The organism is Microbacterium foliorum (assembly GCF_003367705.1).
Lineage (GTDB): Bacteria > Actinomycetota > Actinomycetes > Actinomycetales > Microbacteriaceae > Microbacterium > Microbacterium foliorum.
This window is the reverse complement of sequence record NZ_CP031425.1, coordinates 2071662-2087807: the sequence shown is the minus strand read 5'-3', so window position 1 is coordinate 2087807 and position 16146 is coordinate 2071662. Positions and strand designations below refer to the sequence as shown.

The 16146-nt window shown below is 67.9% G+C and carries 12 protein-coding genes; 7 read left to right on the top strand and 5 right to left on the bottom strand.

From position 1 onward, the window contains the following. Positions 1-14: 14 nt before the first annotated feature. Genes DXT68_RS09790 through DXT68_RS09780 form a run of 3 tightly spaced genes read right to left on the bottom strand, consistent with a single transcriptional unit; the run spans position 15 to position 3866 of the window. Positions 15-1958, bottom strand: coding sequence for an ABC transporter ATP-binding protein (locus DXT68_RS09790; protein WP_045254606.1), 1944 nt, complete (start codon positions 1956-1958; stop codon positions 15-17). Continuing rightward, a complete protein-coding gene (locus DXT68_RS09785) occupies positions 1955-2881 on the bottom strand; it encodes an ABC transporter permease (RefSeq protein ID WP_082068963.1) in 927 nt (308 codons plus the stop codon). Before DXT68_RS09785 ends, DXT68_RS09790 begins: the two co-directional genes overlap by 4 nt. A gap of 1 nt (position 2882) precedes the next feature. Beyond that, on the bottom strand, positions 2883-3866 hold the full coding sequence (locus tag DXT68_RS09780) for an ABC transporter permease (protein ID WP_045254605.1): 984 nt from the start codon (positions 3864-3866) through the stop codon (positions 2883-2885). A gap of 240 nt (positions 3867-4106) precedes the next feature. On the opposite strand from DXT68_RS09780, the gene lepA reads away from it, so the two are divergent. The 3 genes from lepA (at position 4107) to hemW (ending at position 7935) form a co-directional block, all read left to right on the top strand. Continuing rightward, positions 4107-5975: a translation elongation factor 4 gene (gene lepA / locus DXT68_RS09775; RefSeq protein ID WP_045254604.1), complete on the top strand. Its 1869-nt coding sequence runs from the start codon at positions 4107-4109 to the stop codon at positions 5973-5975. Between the two features lie 72 nt (positions 5976-6047). Further along, positions 6048-6701 carry a DUF1990 domain-containing protein gene (locus tag DXT68_RS09770; protein ID WP_045254603.1) on the top strand — a complete coding sequence of 218 codons (654 nt, stop codon included), beginning with the start codon at positions 6048-6050 and terminating at the stop codon, positions 6699-6701. Positions 6702-6717: 16 nt separating this feature from the next. Next, positions 6718-7935, top strand: a complete 1218-nt coding sequence (gene hemW, locus DXT68_RS09765; RefSeq protein WP_045254602.1) for a radical SAM family heme chaperone HemW — start codon at positions 6718-6720, stop codon at positions 7933-7935. Between the two features lie 15 nt (positions 7936-7950). Here the strand turns inward: hemW and DXT68_RS09760 are convergent, their stop codons facing one another. After that, a complete protein-coding gene (locus tag DXT68_RS09760; protein ID WP_052677767.1) occupies positions 7951-9366 on the bottom strand; it encodes a carboxylesterase/lipase family protein in 1416 nt (471 codons plus the stop codon). A 91-nt stretch (positions 9367-9457) separates the two neighbouring features. Between DXT68_RS09760 and hrcA the strand changes: the two genes are divergently transcribed. The 3 genes from hrcA to DXT68_RS09745 are packed head-to-tail and all read left to right on the top strand — an operon-like array spanning position 9458 to position 12387. Then, positions 9458-10489 carry a heat-inducible transcriptional repressor HrcA gene (hrcA, locus tag DXT68_RS09755; RefSeq protein ID WP_045254600.1) on the top strand — a complete coding sequence of 344 codons (1032 nt, stop codon included), beginning with the start codon at positions 9458-9460 and terminating at the stop codon, positions 10487-10489. A 39-nt stretch (positions 10490-10528) separates the two neighbouring features. Then, positions 10529-11644 carry a molecular chaperone DnaJ gene (dnaJ, locus tag DXT68_RS09750; RefSeq protein ID WP_045254599.1) on the top strand — a complete coding sequence of 372 codons (1116 nt, stop codon included), beginning with the start codon at positions 10529-10531 and terminating at the stop codon, positions 11642-11644. 14 nt (positions 11645-11658) lie between these two features. Next, positions 11659-12387 (top strand): 16S rRNA (uracil(1498)-N(3))-methyltransferase, encoded by a 729-nt coding sequence (locus tag DXT68_RS09745; RefSeq protein ID WP_045254598.1) that lies wholly within the window; start codon positions 11659-11661, stop codon positions 12385-12387. A 104-nt stretch (positions 12388-12491) separates the two neighbouring features. Here the strand turns inward: DXT68_RS09745 and DXT68_RS09740 are convergent, their stop codons facing one another. Further along, the gene (locus tag DXT68_RS09740) at positions 12492-15494 is read right to left on the bottom strand and encodes a glycine--tRNA ligase (protein WP_208856524.1); all 3003 of its coding nucleotides are present in this window, start codon (positions 15492-15494) and stop codon (positions 12492-12494) included. A gap of 243 nt (positions 15495-15737) precedes the next feature. On the opposite strand from DXT68_RS09740, the gene DXT68_RS09735 reads away from it, so the two are divergent. Next, complete coding sequence (locus DXT68_RS09735; RefSeq protein WP_045254597.1) at positions 15738-16085, top strand: HIT domain-containing protein; 348 nt, start codon at positions 15738-15740, stop codon at positions 16083-16085. The last annotated feature ends 61 nt before the right edge of the window (positions 16086-16146 follow it).

Here is a 16146-nt window from a genome sequence, read left to right as displayed (position 1 = left end):
GTGACCGGGGCAGCTCAGGAGACGAGCGGTCGGGTCGACATCGTCTCCGCATCGAAGACAACACGCTGACGACTGCGCTCGATGTCGGGGTCCGGGACGGGGATCGCCGACAGCAGCGCTTGCGTGTAGGGGTGCTGGGGGTTGTCGAACACGTCGTCGACATCGCCGTGCTCGACGAACTCGCCGAGGTACATGACAGCGACGCGGTCGGCGATGTGACGGACCACCGAGAGGTCGTGTGCGACGAACAGGTACGACAGGCCGAGCTTGACCTTCAGCTCATCGAGGAGGTTGATGACGCCGGCCTGGATGGAGACGTCGAGCGCGGATACCGGCTCGTCGAGGACGACGATCTTCGGATTCGTCGAGAGTGCGCGGGCGATGCCGATGCGCTGTCGCTGTCCGCCGGAGAACGCTCCGGGGAACCGGTCGAGGTGCGCGGGGTTCAGCCCCACGAGGTCCATCAGCTCCTGGACTCGACGGTGAGCGTCTTCTCGCTTGACACCGATGGCGATCATCGGCTCGGCGATGATCGCGCTCACGGTCATACGCGGGTCGAGGGCGCCCATCGGGTCCTGGAAGACGATCTGGATATCGCGCCTCAGCGCTCGCTCCTGCTTGCCGCTCGTGATCGATCCGACGCTGGTGCCTGCCACGATGATGTCGCCGTCGTCCTGCTTGGCGAAGTCCATGATCTGCAGCAGCGTCGTGGTCTTGCCCGACCCGGACTCACCGACGATGGCCATCGTCTCGCCCTCGCGAACATCGAAGGTGAGGCCCTTGACTGCGTGCACCTCGCCGACCTTGCGCTTGAAGATGGCGCCCTTCATCAGCGAGAAGGTCTTGTTGAGATTGCGGACCTCGAGGGTCACCGGTCGCTGCTCGCGCGGAGTGCGCGTCAGGTCGCTCTCGGGGATCACCGGAATGGGGAACACCGGCAGACCGCCGATCAGACCGCCGTCCTCGATCTCGTTCGCACGGATGCATGCGGCGCTGTGCGCGGCATCCGTTCCGGTGGTGACGGGCAGCAGCTCGGGCTCCCGCGTGCGGCACGCGTCCATGACGATGGGGCACCGGTCGGCGAACGGACAGGCGTCCGGCAGATCGATGAGCAACGGCGGGTTGCCCTTGATCGGGACGAGGGGCTGCTTCTCGGCCTTGTCGACGCGGGGGATCGCGCCGAGGAGTCCGATCGAGTACGGCATCCGGGTGCGGTGGAACAGCTCCCGCGCCTCGGCGTGCTCGACGGGTTTGCCGGCGTACATCACGATGACGTCGTCGGCGGTGCGCGCGACCACACCCATGTCGTGGGTGATCATGATCACCGCGGCACCCGTCTCGCCCTGCGCCTTCTCGATCAGATCGAGGATCTGCGCCTGGATCGTGACGTCGAGAGCGGTCGTCGGCTCGTCGCAGATGATCAGCTTCGGGTTGTTCGCCATCGCGATCGCGATCACGACGCGCTGACGCATACCGCCCGAGAATTCGTGCGGGAAGGACTTCATCCGCTTCTCCGGCTCGGGAATCCCGACCAGGGTGAGCAGCTCGACGGATCGATCCCAGGACTCGCGCTTCGAGAGGTTGCGGTGCACCGTGAGCGCCTCGATCAGCTGGTCGCCGATCGTGAACACCGGGGTGAGCGAGGTGAGCGGATCCTGGAACACCATCGTCATGCCGTTGCCGCGGATCATCGACATCTGCTTGTCGCTCTTGCCGAGCAGCTCCTGGCCGTCGAAGACGATCGAGCCGGTGACCTTCGCGTTGTCGTCGAGCAGGCCCATGATCGCCAGGGACGTGACCGACTTGCCCGATCCGGACTCGCCCACGATGCCGAGCGTCTTGCCCGCCTCGAGGTCGAAGGAGACGCCGCGCACGGCGTCGACGCGACCCGCTTCGGAGGGGAAGCTGACGCTCAGGTCTCGGACGGAAAGGACTGTGGTTGCAGAGTAGGTGCTCATGCGCGGCCTCCTGCCGCAGAGGTGGGATCGAGCGCGTCGCGCAGGCCATCAGCCACGAGCGCCATCGAGACGGTGAGCATGACGAGGGCGATGGCGGGGAAGTAGAACAGCCACGGCGCGCTGGTGATGCTGTTGGCGCCGCTGCCGATGAGCGAGCCGAGTGACACGTCGGGGATCTTGACGCCGAAGCCGATGAACGACAGTCCGGTCTCGGTCATGACGGCCGCCACGACTCCGAGGGTGAAGTTGATGACGAGCAGCGAACCGATGTTCGGGATGAGGTGTCGCATGACGATCCTCATTCCGCGCACACCCATGTACCGGGCGGCCTCCACGTACTCCCTCTCACGAAGGGAGAGCGCCATGGTCCAGATGACCCTGGCCTGGAAGAACCAGCCGATGAAGATGAGCGCGAGCGCGATGACCCGCCAGTCGCCGCCGGCGGTGTTCGACACCAGCGCGAGGATCAGGAAGGTCGGGATCACCATGAGGAAGTGGATGAGGAGCAGGGTCCAACGCTCGACGCGCCCACCGAAGTAGGCCGCGGCCGTGCCGACGATGGCCGAGAGGACTGTCGTGCCGACCGACACCGTGACGGCGATCATGAGCGAGCGCTGCAGCCCGATCGATGCCTGAGCGAACAGGTCGTTGCCGGCCGGAGTCGTGCCGAACCAGTGCTCGGCCGACGGCGGGGTGCCGAGGTTCAGGAAGTCGAGGTAGATGTGGTCGTACTTGGCGACCAGAGGCCCGATGATCGAGAAGAGCACGAGGGCGATGAAGACGAACACTCCGAAGACCGCTGGCCTGTTCCGCATGAAGCGGCGGTAGTAGAGGTTGAAGGTCGACATCCGTTTGCGCTGGACAGCGGCCGGCACCTGAGGCTCATCCGGGTGCAGCGTGGGGTCGATCATTTCCGTGGTCATGTCAGCTCACTCTCACTCGCGGATCGAGGGCGACGACGGCGATGTCCGCGAGGATCGCGCCGATGGCGGTGAGCACGGCACCGAAGGCCGCGACGGCGACCACACCATGCACGTCGTTCTTGCTGATCGTGTCGATGAAGTACTTGCCCATGCCGTTCCAACCGAAGATCGACTCCGTGAGGATCGCGCCGGTGAAGACGGTGGGGATCGTGAAGGCGAGCTGTGTGGCCACCGGGATGAGCGAGGGACGGAGTGCGTGCTTGCGGATCGCCTGCTGCTTGGTCAGACCCTTCGCGCGTGCGGTGCGCACATAGTCGGCCTTGATGTTGTCCAGCAGGAGCGAGCGCTGCAGCAGGTGGTAGTTCGCGTAGCCCGTGAAGACGAGCGCGATGGTCGGCAGCGTCAGATGCTGCAGCTTGTCGAGGAGGTAGGGGAAGAAGCCCTCGACTCCCTTGCTGCCTGCGCCCGTCACGTAGAAGACGCGCACACCCACCCACTCGTTGAAGGCGATGGCGAGGAGCACGATGCCGAGCGCCGCGACGACGATCGGGATGTTCATCGTGACGATGGACGTGGCCTGACCGATGCGGTCACCGAGCTTGTACTGGCGCGAGGCGGTGTAGACGCCGAGTCCGATACCGAGCACGGCTCCGAGGATGGTGGCGCCGATCACGAGCTCTGCGGACACCCACATGCGGTAGGCGATCTGGTCGTTCACCGACTGACCGACGGGGCTCTGGCCCCAGTCCCAGCGGAAGAGGATGCCGCTGAACCAGGTCCACCATCGCTCGACCAGCGGGACGGTGTCGCTCAGATTGAACGGCTCCAGCATCCGGGTGATCTCGTCGGGGCTGAGCGGGGGGCGTCGTCCGACGTAATTGCTCCGGGGATCCAGAAAGCTCCACGCCAGGAAGTAGGTGACGTTGGTCGCAATCACGATCATGAGCAACCAGCCGACCGCTCGACGCAACAGATACTTGATCAAGGTGATGATTCTTTCTCTTGTTCAGACGCGCTCGGGATCTGCCGACGCAACGCTGAGTCGAAGAGACAGTCAATCACCATCTGCCGATCTGCGCGACGCGACGCCTTCACCTTGTCTGTGACGGAGTCCTATCGCTCACGGGATCCGGTGTCACGGATGGCCCCCGGGCAACCTCGGAAGACTAACACCGGATCCGATGAATCGGGCATTAGCCTCGCCTCACCGTAGAATCGACGGGACATGTCCCCACGCGCTCTCACTCCGCTTCAGCCTGCCGCCACGCCCGCGAAGCAGATCCGCAACTTCTGCATCATCGCCCACATCGACCACGGCAAGTCGACCCTCGCCGACCGCATGCTCCAGATCACCGGCGTGGTCTCGGATCGCGACATGCGCGCCCAGTACCTGGACCGCATGGACATCGAGCGCGAGCGCGGCATCACCATCAAGAGCCAGGCCGTGCGGATGCCGTGGGCTCTTCGTGACGCTCAGGGACCGGAGGAGGTGTTCGCCCTCAACATGATCGACACCCCCGGCCATGTGGACTTCACCTATGAGGTGTCGCGTTCTCTCGCCGCCTGCGAGGGCGCGATCCTGCTCGTCGACGCGGCACAGGGCATCGAGGCCCAGACGCTGGCGAACCTGTACCTGGCGCTCGAGAACGATCTGCACATCATCCCGGTGCTGAACAAGATCGACCTGCCTGCGGCCGATCCGGACAAGTACGCCAAGGAGCTCGCGTCCCTCATCGGAGGCAAGCCCGAAGACGTCCTGCGCGTGTCCGGCAAGACCGGTGTGGGCGTCGAGGAGCTCCTCGACCGTCTCGTGCGGGACATCCCGGCCCCGGTCGGCGACGCCGACGCCCCGGCGCGCGCGATGATCTTCGACTCCGTGTACGACGCGTACCGCGGCGTCGTCACCTACGTCCGCATGATCGACGGCGGCCTCTCTCCGCGCGAGCGCATCCAGATGATGTCCACGGGCGCGACTCACGAGGCGCTCGAGGTCGGCGTGTCGAGCCCGGAGCCCGTGCCCACGAAGGGGCTCGGCGTCGGCGAGGTCGGCTATCTCATCACCGGTGTGAAGGATGTGCGCCTCTCGAAGGTCGGAGACACGATCACGACGGCGCGCAAGCCCGCGACCGATGCGCTCCCCGGCTACACCGATCCCAAGCCGATGGTGTTCTCGGGCGTCTACCCGATCGACGGCAGCGACTACGCCGACCTTCGCGAGGCGCTCGACAAGCTCAAGCTGTCCGATGCGTCCCTGCAGTACGAGCCGGAGACGTCCGTGGCCCTCGGATTCGGCTTCCGCTGCGGATTCCTCGGCCTGCTGCACCTCGAGATCATCACCGAGCGCCTGGAGCGCGAGTTCGGTCTCGACCTCATCACCACGGCGCCCAGCGTGATCTACGAAGTGCTCACCTCGGACACGGGTGAGACCGTGACGGTCACGAATCCGAGCGAGTACCCCGACGGGCGCATCGGCTCGGTCTCCGAGCCGATGGTGAAGACCGCCATCCTGCTTCCGAAGGACTACGTCGGAACCGTCATGGAGCTGTGCCAGACACGCCGCGGTGCGCTGCTGGGCATGGAGTACTTCTCCGAGGAGCGGGTCGAGCTGCGCTACATGATGCCGCTCGGAGAGATCGTCTTCGACTTCTTCGACCAGCTGAAGTCCAAGACCCAGGGCTACGCCTCGCTCGACTACGAGCCCGCCGGACAGCAGGAAGCGGACCTCGTGAAGGTCGACATCCTGCTGCAGGGCGACAAGGTCGATGCGTTCAGCTCGATCGTCCACCGTGACAAGGCCTATGCCTACGGCACGCTCATGACGGAGCGACTGCGCAAGCTCATCCCTCGCCAGAACTTCGAGGTGCCGATCCAGGCCGCCATCGGTGCTAGGATCATCGCCCGCGAGACGATCAGGGCGCTGCGCAAGGACGTGCTCGCCAAGTGCTACGGCGGTGACATCAGCCGCAAGCGGAAGCTCCTCGAGAAGCAGAAGGAGGGCAAGAAGCGCATGAAGATGGTCGGCCGCGTCGAGGTCCCCCAGGAGGCGTTCATCGCGGCGCTCTCCGGCGACGTCGAGGGCAAGGACAAGAAGTAGTGGGCTCGCGCGTCGGGCGGTGCTCGGCGCGTGAGGGTGATCGTCCAGGCAACGACAAGTAGGCTGGTTCTCATGCGGCGCGGGACTTTCCGAGACGACACGGTGGACTATGCGGCCGTGGGTGCGACCCACGCGCCCGATCTGATGCAGTACCCGCCGGAGCGCAGCCTCCCGGCGGAGAACTCGTGGCGGATCGGGAGCGGCTTCGAGCGGTTCCAGTCCGCGGGCGAGTCGCTTCTCACGTGGACCGCGCAGCGGGCATCCGGACTGAAAGTCGACGATGTGCGGCCGGCACCGGGTCCGGCGTACGCCGGCGTGAGCTTCGACGCGGAGGGCACCCCGATCGCGCCGAGCAAGAACGACGTCGAACAGCGCTTCGATGCCGAGGGCACGCCGTTCGCCGGCCCGGGCATGACCCTGAAGCTGCACGGGCGGGTCGCGGGCATGCGCGCGGATGCCGAGCTGCGCGTCATCTCGGTCACCGAGGAGAAGCGCCGCATCGGCTTCGTGCTGGGCACGGTCGGCGGTTCCGTCGTGCGCGGTGAGGAGTCCTTCGACATCGACTGGCGCGAGGACAACGACGAGGTCTGGTTCTCGGTGCGCGCCTTCGATGCGCCGAACTCCCTGCTCTACCGCCTCGTGCCTCCGCTGGTGAAGCGTCGCCGCCGAGAGCTCTTCTCCCGCTACCTGCGGGCCATCTCGCCGCTCTACGCGACTCCGGTCTGATGGCCGTGCGTCACTGATGGCCGGTCCTCTGCCGCTCGGAGACCCGGCCCCGACCGACGGGCACCTGCCGTCGGATCTCTCCGTCGACCCCGCAGTGCCCTTCTCGGCATACCTGCACGTGCCGTTCTGCCGTGTCCGGTGCGGCTACTGCGACTTCAACACGTACACGTCGAGCGAGCTCCGCGGAGCGAAGCAGGAGGACTACGCCACGACGCTGATCGGCGAGATCGACCTCGCACGACGGGTGCTCGCCGATGCCGGTGCCCTCCGTGCGATGGACACGGTCTTCTTCGGTGGCGGCACGCCCACGCTGCTCCCCGCCGGCGACCTCGCGCGGATGCTCGATGCGGCGACGGACGCCTTCGGGCTGGTCGACGGCGCCGAGGTCACCGTCGAGGCGAATCCCGACACGGTGACACCGCAGGTCGCGCGCACGCTGGCGGATGCAGGGGTCACGCGCCTCTCCATCGGCATGCAGTCGGCCGTGCCGCACGTGCTGGCGGCGCTGGACCGGACGCACCACCCCGACAACGTCACGACGGCCGTCGCCGCGGCGAAGGAGGCGGGGCTCGCGGTGAGCGTCGACCTCATCTACGGCGCTCCGGGGGAGACTCTCGGCGACTGGGAGGCCTCGCTCGATGCGGCCCTCGCGCTGGACTCGGATCACATCTCGGCCTACGCGCTGATCATCGAGGACGGCACCAAGCTCGCCCGTCAGATCCGCCGCGGCGAGGTGCCCGCCCCCGACGACGACCTGCAGGCCGACATGTACGAGCTGGCCGACGCCCGTCTCGCCGCCGCCGGTTTCGACTGGTACGAGGTGAGCAACTGGTCGCGCTCCGAGCAGCAGCGGTCCCGGCACAACCTCGCCTACTGGCGGGGCAACGACTGGTGGGGTTTCGGGCCCGGTGCGCACAGCCACGTCGCTGGTCTGCGCTGGTGGAACGTCAAGCATCCCGCCGCCTACGCCCAGCGGCTCGCCGCCGCCGAGTCGCCCGCCGCGGGCACGGAGCGGCCGGACGAGGCGTCGCGCACGCTGGAGCGGGTGCTGCTGCTGAGTCGCATCCGTGAGGGGATCGCCGTCGCAGACCTGCCGGCCGAGAGGCGTGCGCGCGTCGCCGGGCTGATCGCCGACGGTCTCGTCGACCCCGGTGCGGCGATGCACGGAAGGGTGCAGCTCACCCTCCGCGGACGCCTGCTCGCCGACGCGGTCGTGCGCGAGCTCACGGACTGATCCTGCCGGGGACCGCTAGGGCAGCATGTCGAGGGCGTCCGTCCGGCGCTGCGTGACGGTGGAGCTCTCGGTGTCGAACAGGCGAGTGGTCCTCTCCGTGCCGAACTCCGGCCACCCGGGGTCGCCGGTCTTGATGAACGAGATCCATGCTCTGTGCATCTCTTCAGCGAGTCTCTGCGGGGCATCCTGTCCGGCGAGCCGCTGCGCCTCGGGGTCGCCGAGGCGATCGAACACGAAGCCGAGCTCCAGGGCGTGTGCCGCACGCAGGTCGCGGACTCGGCTCTGCCATGCGAACTCGTAGACGAACGTGGGCGCGTGACGCGAAAGCGCCAGTCGGGTCAGCGGCGCACGGAGCATGATGTCGGTGGCGAGCTGGCCGAAGATCTCGCCGGTGGAGGCGCCGGGGAAGGCCGATCGATAGGCCGCGACCGCTTTTCGCGGGATCCGCAGAGCGAGTCGTGCGAGCAGGAGCTTCGCCTCGCTGATTCCCGCCAGCGCAGCCGGAGGGAACCAGAGTCGGTATTCATCGGTGTTGCTGCCGATGAGCAGCGGGAGGTCCGTGTCGGCGAGCACCTCGTGGGGCGAGCGAGGCAGCGACTCGGCGTCCACGGCGAACTGGAATCCGGGCGCCCCACCCAGAGGAGAGGAGCCGGAGGACTGCTGCCGTCGCGCATGGAGCAGCTTCGCGGGAGATGCTCCGAGGAAGCTCGCGCGGTCGGCCCTGATACCGAGCCGCTTCGCCAGCTGCGCCGTGACACGCCCGGCCTTCTTCGGGGTCTGCGCCTCGAGTGGTCCGGACTCGATGATCGCCCGAGCGATCAGCTCTCGCGACGAGGCGACGGCGAGCAGACCGGCGACGATGGCGCCGCCGGCGGATTCGCCCATGACGGTGATCTGCGAGGGATCGCCGCCGAACGACGCGATCTCCTCGTGCACCCAGGCGAGTCCCGCGGCGGCGTCCTGGAGTCCCAGGTTGCGGGGAGCCCCCGTGAGCACCGAGAAGCCCTCGGATCCCAGGCGGTAGTTGATCGAGGCGAACACGATGCCCGCCCGAGCGAACCCGGATCCGTCGTACAGGGGGAGTGCGGCGGTGCCTCGCTCGAGTGCGCCTCCATGGATCCAGAGCACGACCGGTGCACCGTCCGCATCGTCCGGAGCCCAGATGTTGACCGAGAGGATCTCGTCTCCGGGGATCTCGACCGAACCGAGCAGATCGCCGATGGCGCCGGGGTACGGATGCTGAGGGGAGGTCGGTCCGAAACTCACGGCGTCGCGGACGCCCTGCCACGCGGGAGTCGACCGAGGAGCCCTGAAGCGGTTCGGCCCGAACGGGGCGGCGGCGTACGGGATTCCGAGGTATCGGTGCACCCCGTCGACAGCCTCGCCGCGCACGATTCCGGCGGACACGGTGACCTGCGGCGCGACACTCATACCCGTCATCGTAGGGCGATCAGCGCGGCGCCCGCCTCGGCGGGTAGAATTGGCACTCGAAGTCAGTGAGTGCCAGAGGGAGGGAGTTGCGATGGTCAGTGAAAGAGGCCTCCAGGTTCTCCGGGCGATCGTGCAGGACTACGTCGAGACGCACGAACCGGTCGGCAGCCGTTCGATCGTCGACCGCCACTCTTTCGGAGTGTCGGCGGCGACGATCCGCAACGACATGGCGCTGCTCGAAGATGAAGAGCTGATCACCGCGCCGCACACCTCGTCGGGGCGTGTGCCCACCGACAAGGGATACCGCGTCTTCGTCGATCATCTCGCCCAGCTGCGTCCGCTGACCGTCGCTCAGCGCACGGCGATCGAGTCCTTCCTCACGGCTCCAGCCGATCTCGACGACCTCATGGTGCGCACCGTCCGCGTGCTCACGCAGCTCACCGGACAGGTCGCTCTCGCGCAGTACCCGTCGTTCGCTCGCGCACGACTGACGCACATCGAGCTCGTGGCGCTGGCACCCAATCGTCTGCTCATCGTGCTGGTCACCGACGCCGGGGGAGTGTCGCAGCGCATGGCTCCGCTGCCGGTCGACGTCGACGAGACCGACATGGCGCTGCTGCGCGCGCGGCTGTCGGCCCTGATCACGCAGCGCGCGGTGAGCGATGCCGCCGATCGGCTGCAGGCCCTGCTCGCCGCGGACGAGCATTCCGACGACCTTGCTCTTCGCGCCCTCGCGGCCATCATCATCGAAGAGCTCGGCGAGTTCCGGCAGGAACGACTGGTCATGGCGGGGGCCGCCACTCTGGCCCGGCGCGAGCAGGACTTCCGCGGCAGCATCCACCCGCTTCTCGAGGCCATCGAGGAGCAGGTGACCCTGCTGCGGCTGATGAGCGAGATGGAAGCCGATTCCCACGGTCTCGCGGCCAGCATCGGCACCGAGAACGCCTCGTTCGGGCTCGGCGAGGCGTCGATCGTCGCGAGCAATTACGCGGCGCCCAGCGGCATGGCGCGGGTCGGTGTGATGGGCCCGACGCGCATGGACTATCCGAGCAATCTGGCGGCAGCGCGGGCCGTGGCCCGCTATCTGTCGCGGATGCTCGACGAAGACGAGGCGTCCCGCTGACGCGGGCGCTCACAGAACGACACACCTGGAAGGGCCAACGTGGCAGACCACTATGAGGTATTGGGCGTCTCCCGCGACGCCTCCACCGACGAGATCAAGAAGGCATACCGACGCCTCGCCCGTCAGCTTCACCCCGACGTGAACCCCGGTGACGATGCGGCCGAGAAGTTCAAGCTCGTCACGCATGCCTACGACGTGCTGAGCGACGACGACTCCCGACGTCGTTATGACATGGGCGGCGGCGACGGGGCGGCGGGGAACTTCGGCGGCTTCGGCGGTTTCGGCGACATCTTCGAGACGTTCTTCGGTGCCGGTCAGGGCGGAGGGCGCGCAGCGCGTCCCCGGTCACGACGCGAGCGCGGACAGGATGCGCTGGTGCGCGTCACCCTCGACCTGGGCGATGTGGTCTTCGGCGCCCACCGCGACATCGAGGTCGACACGGCCGTGCTGTGCGAGACCTGCAACGGATCGTGCTGCCAGGAGGGCACCTCGCCTGTCACCTGCGACATCTGCGGCGGATCCGGCCACGTGCAGCGACAGGTGCGCAGCCTGCTCGGCAACGTCGTCACCTCCCAGCCCTGCGGTACCTGCGAGGGCTACGGCACGACCATCCCGTACCCCTGCGGCACGTGCGGCGGACAGGGACGTGTGCGCTCCCGCCGCACCGTCTCGCTGGACATCCCCGCAGGTGTGGAGACCGGACTGCGTCTGCAGCTGCCCGGCTCCGGAGAGGTCGGCAAGGCGGGCGGCCCGCACGGCGACCTGTACGTCGAGGTCACGGTCAACCCGCACCCGTCCTTCAGCCGCGACGGCGATGACCTGCTCGCGACCCTCGAGGTGTCGATGCCCGATGCCGTGCTCGGCACCGAGACGACGATCCAGGGACTCGACGGAGAGGTCGAACTCGAGATCCGATCCGGCGTGCAGTCCGGCGACGTGCTGACGATCAAGGGGCGTGGCATCACGCCCCTGCGCGGCACGCAGCGCGGTGACCTGCGGGTGGGCGTTCAGGTGGTCACGCCCACGAAGCTCGATTCGGCGCAGCGCGCGCTGATCGAGGACTTCGCCAAGAAGACGAAGGCTCCCGGGCCCCAGCTGGCGCAGTTCCAGCAGGGCCTGTTCTCGAAGCTCCGCGACCGCTTCCGTTCGCACTGATCGGGAGGGCACCGATGGCACTGCACTTCCTGCTCGCCTCCGCGTCGGATGCGGCCGTCGGCGACGTCGTGACGCTGACGGGAGGCGAGGCCAAGCACGCCGCGGTCGTCCGCCGGCTCCGCGTCGGCGAGGCCGCGACGATCGGTGACGGCGCGGGAGTCTGGCTGACCGGCGTGGCAGAACAGGTGTCGCCGTCGGCTGTCGACGTGCGGGTGTCCGCCCGCTCCGAAGAGCCCGCGCCGCGGCCCCGCATCGTTCTGGTGCAGGCGCTGGCGAAGGGCGACCGCGACGAGCTCGCCGTGCAGGCGGCGTGCGAACTCGGCGTCGACGAGATCGTTCCATGGCAGGCGGCTCGCAGCGTCTCGCGGTGGGACGGACCGAAGGCGGTGAAGGGACGCGAACGGTGGGCGACCATCGTCCGCGAGGCGGCGAAGCAGGCGCACCGCTCATGGGTTCCTGAGGTCGCGGCTCCCGTGACGACGGCCGAACTCGCCGTTCGCGCGTCGACGCAGCGGGTGCTTCTGCTCGATCCCGGTGCGCCGACGCGCCTGTCGGACATCGAGCCCGACGACCGTGATCTCGTGCTGGTGGTCGGTCCCGAAGGCGGTATCGGCGACGACGAGCTCGCTCGACTCTCCGATGCCGGAGCGGAGCGGATGCTGCTGGGGCGGACGGTTCTGCGCACCTCGACCGCCGGTCCGGCCGCGATCGCGGTGCTCTCGGTCGCACTCGGCCGCTGGTGACGCGGTCATAGCCGGACGAGAGTGTGAACAGAAGAATGTGAACGCGAGAGGGTGCGCATCCGATGGATGCGCACCCTCGTTCGTGTGCCCGTCTACGCGGTGGGTCAGGGGACGAGCGGCTTGAGCTCTGCCCAGTCCGCCTGCGTCCTGGCGTGACCGGCGATGACGCCGAGCAGTCCTAGACGCGCACGACGAACCTGAGGATCGTCGTCGAGCACCCGCACCTCGCCGAAGAAGCGGTCGATGTGCGGTGCGAGGTCCCTCAGAGCGGTCAGGAAAGCGTCGATGCCTGCGGAACCCGACAGGGCGTCGTCGAAACGACGAACCGCCGCGGCGAACGCCGCGTCTTCGGCGGAGCCGCCCTCGGCGATCTCCCCGGCGACGTCGGCCGGCGTGATGTTCACGACACGCAGCAGGGCCTCGAACTCCGCGGTGAAGTTCTCGGAGCCGAGCCAGGATTCGATCGTCTCGATGGCATGATCCGCTGCACTCGGGCTGTCGACGAGAGGCAGGGCGGCGCGCACGACGGCGATCTCGTGCCCCTCTGACGTCAGCTGCTGCGAGTACCGCTTGCCCAGCACGTCGAGGACGGCCGCGCGAACGGCATCCGATACCTCGAGCCCCTGCACGGCGAGACCGGAGGCCGCGTGCGAGATGCCTTCGGTGATCGAGATGCCCAGCTCGGGCCGGCTGCGCAGCACGGCGATGATGCCGCCGGCGATCCGGCGGATGCCGAACGGATCGGAGCTGCCTGTCGAGCTGATGCCGACGGTCGTCAGACCGGTGAGCAGGTCGAAGCGATCGGCGAGCGAGAGCACGGCACCGGGCACGGTCTCGGGAAGAGCGGCGCCCGAGAAGCGCGGTCGCTCCATCTCCTCGATGGCGGTGCTGGTGGCCTCGTCGTAGCCCGCGCGCGCGGCGTACTCCTTCGCCATGGTGCCGGCGAGGCCGGAGAACTCGATGACGAGCTGCGAGGCGAGGTCGAACTTCGCGACGGCACCCGCCGAGCGGACGACCGTGGCGGTCTGCGCGTCGAGGTCGGCGATCTCGGCGAACTCCGAGGCGAGCGCCTCGATGCGGCGCGAGCGGTCGAGGAAGGATCCCAGTCGGTCCTCGACGAGGAGCTTGTCGAGCATCAACCGGAACTGCTCGGGGGTCTTCTCGAGGTCGGCGCGCCAGAAGAACTTCGCATCCTCGAACCGGGCACGCAGGACGTTCTCGTTGCCGCCGCGGACCACGGCTTCGTCGAACGGACCGTTGGCGACGATGATGAACGAGTTGCTCAGCGCCCCGTCGACCCAGATCGGCAGATAGCGCTGGTGCTTCTTCATCACCGTCGTGAGCACCGACGACGGCACCTCGAGGTACTCGGCGCTGAAGGATCCCAGCAGCGGGCCCGGCGCTTCGACCAGGTCGGTGATCTCGTCGATCAGGCCGGCGTCGCCCTCGATGTCGATGGTGCCGCCCACGGATGCGGCCAGCTTCTCGGCGGCGTCGACGATGAGCCCTCGGCGCGCGTCGCGGTCGAGGATGATGTGCTCTTCGCTCAGGATGCTGTCGAAGTCCTGCAGCGACACGACCTCGCGAACGGGCGGCTCACTGGTGCGGAGCACGCGGGTGGTGCGCGCGGACGTCACCTGCGAGACGGCGAGCGGGATCTCGACGGTTCCCCAGAGAGCGAGGAGCCAGCGGATCGGGCGGGCGTAGCTGAGCTCGGGGTCGGACCAGCGGATGTTCTTGTCTGCGCGCAGACCGCCCACGACCTGCTCGAACACCGTCGACAGGACCTCGGTCACGGGGCGCCCGGGGAGAGTGCGGGTGACGGCGACGTGGCGCACGCCGTTGACGTCGACCTCGACGATCTCCTCGACGGCGGCGCCGTTCTTGCGAAGGAATCCGTTCAGCGCGTTCGTCGGAGCGCCGGCCTCATCGAAGGCGGCGGTCCAGCGAGGACCGCGCGCGACGTGCTCGAGTTCGGACTCGACGGCGGGCACACCCCAGATCCGCACCACGACGCGACGGGGCGTGCTGTCGACGCGGAAGTCGTCGAAGGCCAGACGTGTGCTCGCGAAGGCCGTCGTGAGCAGCTCGCGGACGGTGACGGTGATCGCGGGGACCTCCGATGCGGGCAGCTCTTCGAGGCCGATCTCGAACAGCACATCCGCAGGGGCCGCATCGGGCGACACGGTGGGCGCGTCGGCGCGGGAGAGGGCCTCGGGAGCCTCAGCGACACCGAGCGGGTGATCGAGCTCGTCGCGGATCTCGACCCACAGACGGGCACAGTCGCGGACCAGGTTGCGCATCAGCGAGAAGGCCTTGGTGCGCTCGGTCGTGCTCACGGCACCGCGTGCGTCGAGGATGTTGAACGCGTGGCTGCACTTGAGGGCGAAGCTGTACGCGGGCACGGGCAGGCGGTTCTCGACCAGCCTGCGTGCCTCGAGGGCATAGGCGTCGAAGAGCGCGCGAGAGGTCTCGATGTCGGCGTCGTCGAGGTAGTACCGGCTCATCTCGTACTCGGACTGGCCGAAGATCTCGCCGTAGGAGACGCCGTCGGAGTACTCGATGTCCTTGAAGTGATCGACGCCCTGGAGCGCCATCAGGATGCGCTCGAGTCCGTAGGTGATCTCCACCGGGATCGGGCTGAGGTTGAGGCCGCCGAGCTGCTGGAAGTAGGTGAACTGGGTGATCTCCATGCCGTCGAGCCAGACCTCCCAGCCCAGCCCCCAGGCGCCGAGCGCGGGGGAGGCCCAGTTGTCTTCGACGAAGCGGACGTCGTGGGCGTGCAGGTCGACGCCGATCGCTTCGAGGCTCTTGAGGTAGAGCTCCTGAGGGTTGCCCGGTTCGGGCTTCAGGATGACCTGGAACTGGTGGTGCGTCTGCAGACGGTTGGGGTTCAGTCCGTAGCGCGAATCGTCGGGGCGCACGCTGGGCTCGACGTATGCGACCTTCCACGGCTCGGGACCGAGCACGCGGAGCGCGGTCGAGGGGTTCGCGGTTCCGGCTCCGACCTCTGCGTTCAGAGGCTGCATCACCATGCAGCCGACGCCTGCCCAGTACTCCTGGAGCTTCAAGATCGCATCCTGCATGGAGAGCGCGTGCTTCGTCACCTGTACCTCGGTTTCTCGTACACCCCGACATCGGCCGCTGCGGCCTCGCTGCTCGACGGACGGGGCGCGTCGATGACGCCGAGCGATGGGTGTCTGCCCATCTTAGCCGTCGAGCCCGAGCGCTCCACGCGGCACGGCGCTGATCGCCATGCCCGGATTCCGCGCGTCGCGCGTGGTCGGCGGGCGCCCGTCCGGGCAGGGCCGACACGCCACCGCCGCAGGGGGAACCACTAAACTGGGGGCATGTCAGCACCCTCTCTCTTCACCCGCATCCTCAACGGTGAGATCCCCGGTGAGATCGTCGCCGAGGACGAGCGGCTCTTCGTCCTGCGCGACATCAACCCGCAGGCGGCGCTGCACCTGCTGGTCGTCCCGAAGCGCGAGTACGCCGACGTCGTCGAGCTCGCGGCCGACGACCCCGCCCTGCTCGCCGAGATGGTCGCGATGGCCGGTCGGCTCGCGCAGGAGCATGCCGACGGCGACTTCCGACTCCTCTTCAATGTGGGAGAGAACTCAGGACAGACCGTGCCGCACGTGCACGCCCACGTCCTCGCCGGAGACCTTCGGGAGACGAACCTCGTTGGCCGCTGACATCACTCACGACCCGGCCGACGTCCCGTCGGCGCGGGAGACCATCGCGGTGGACGGTGTG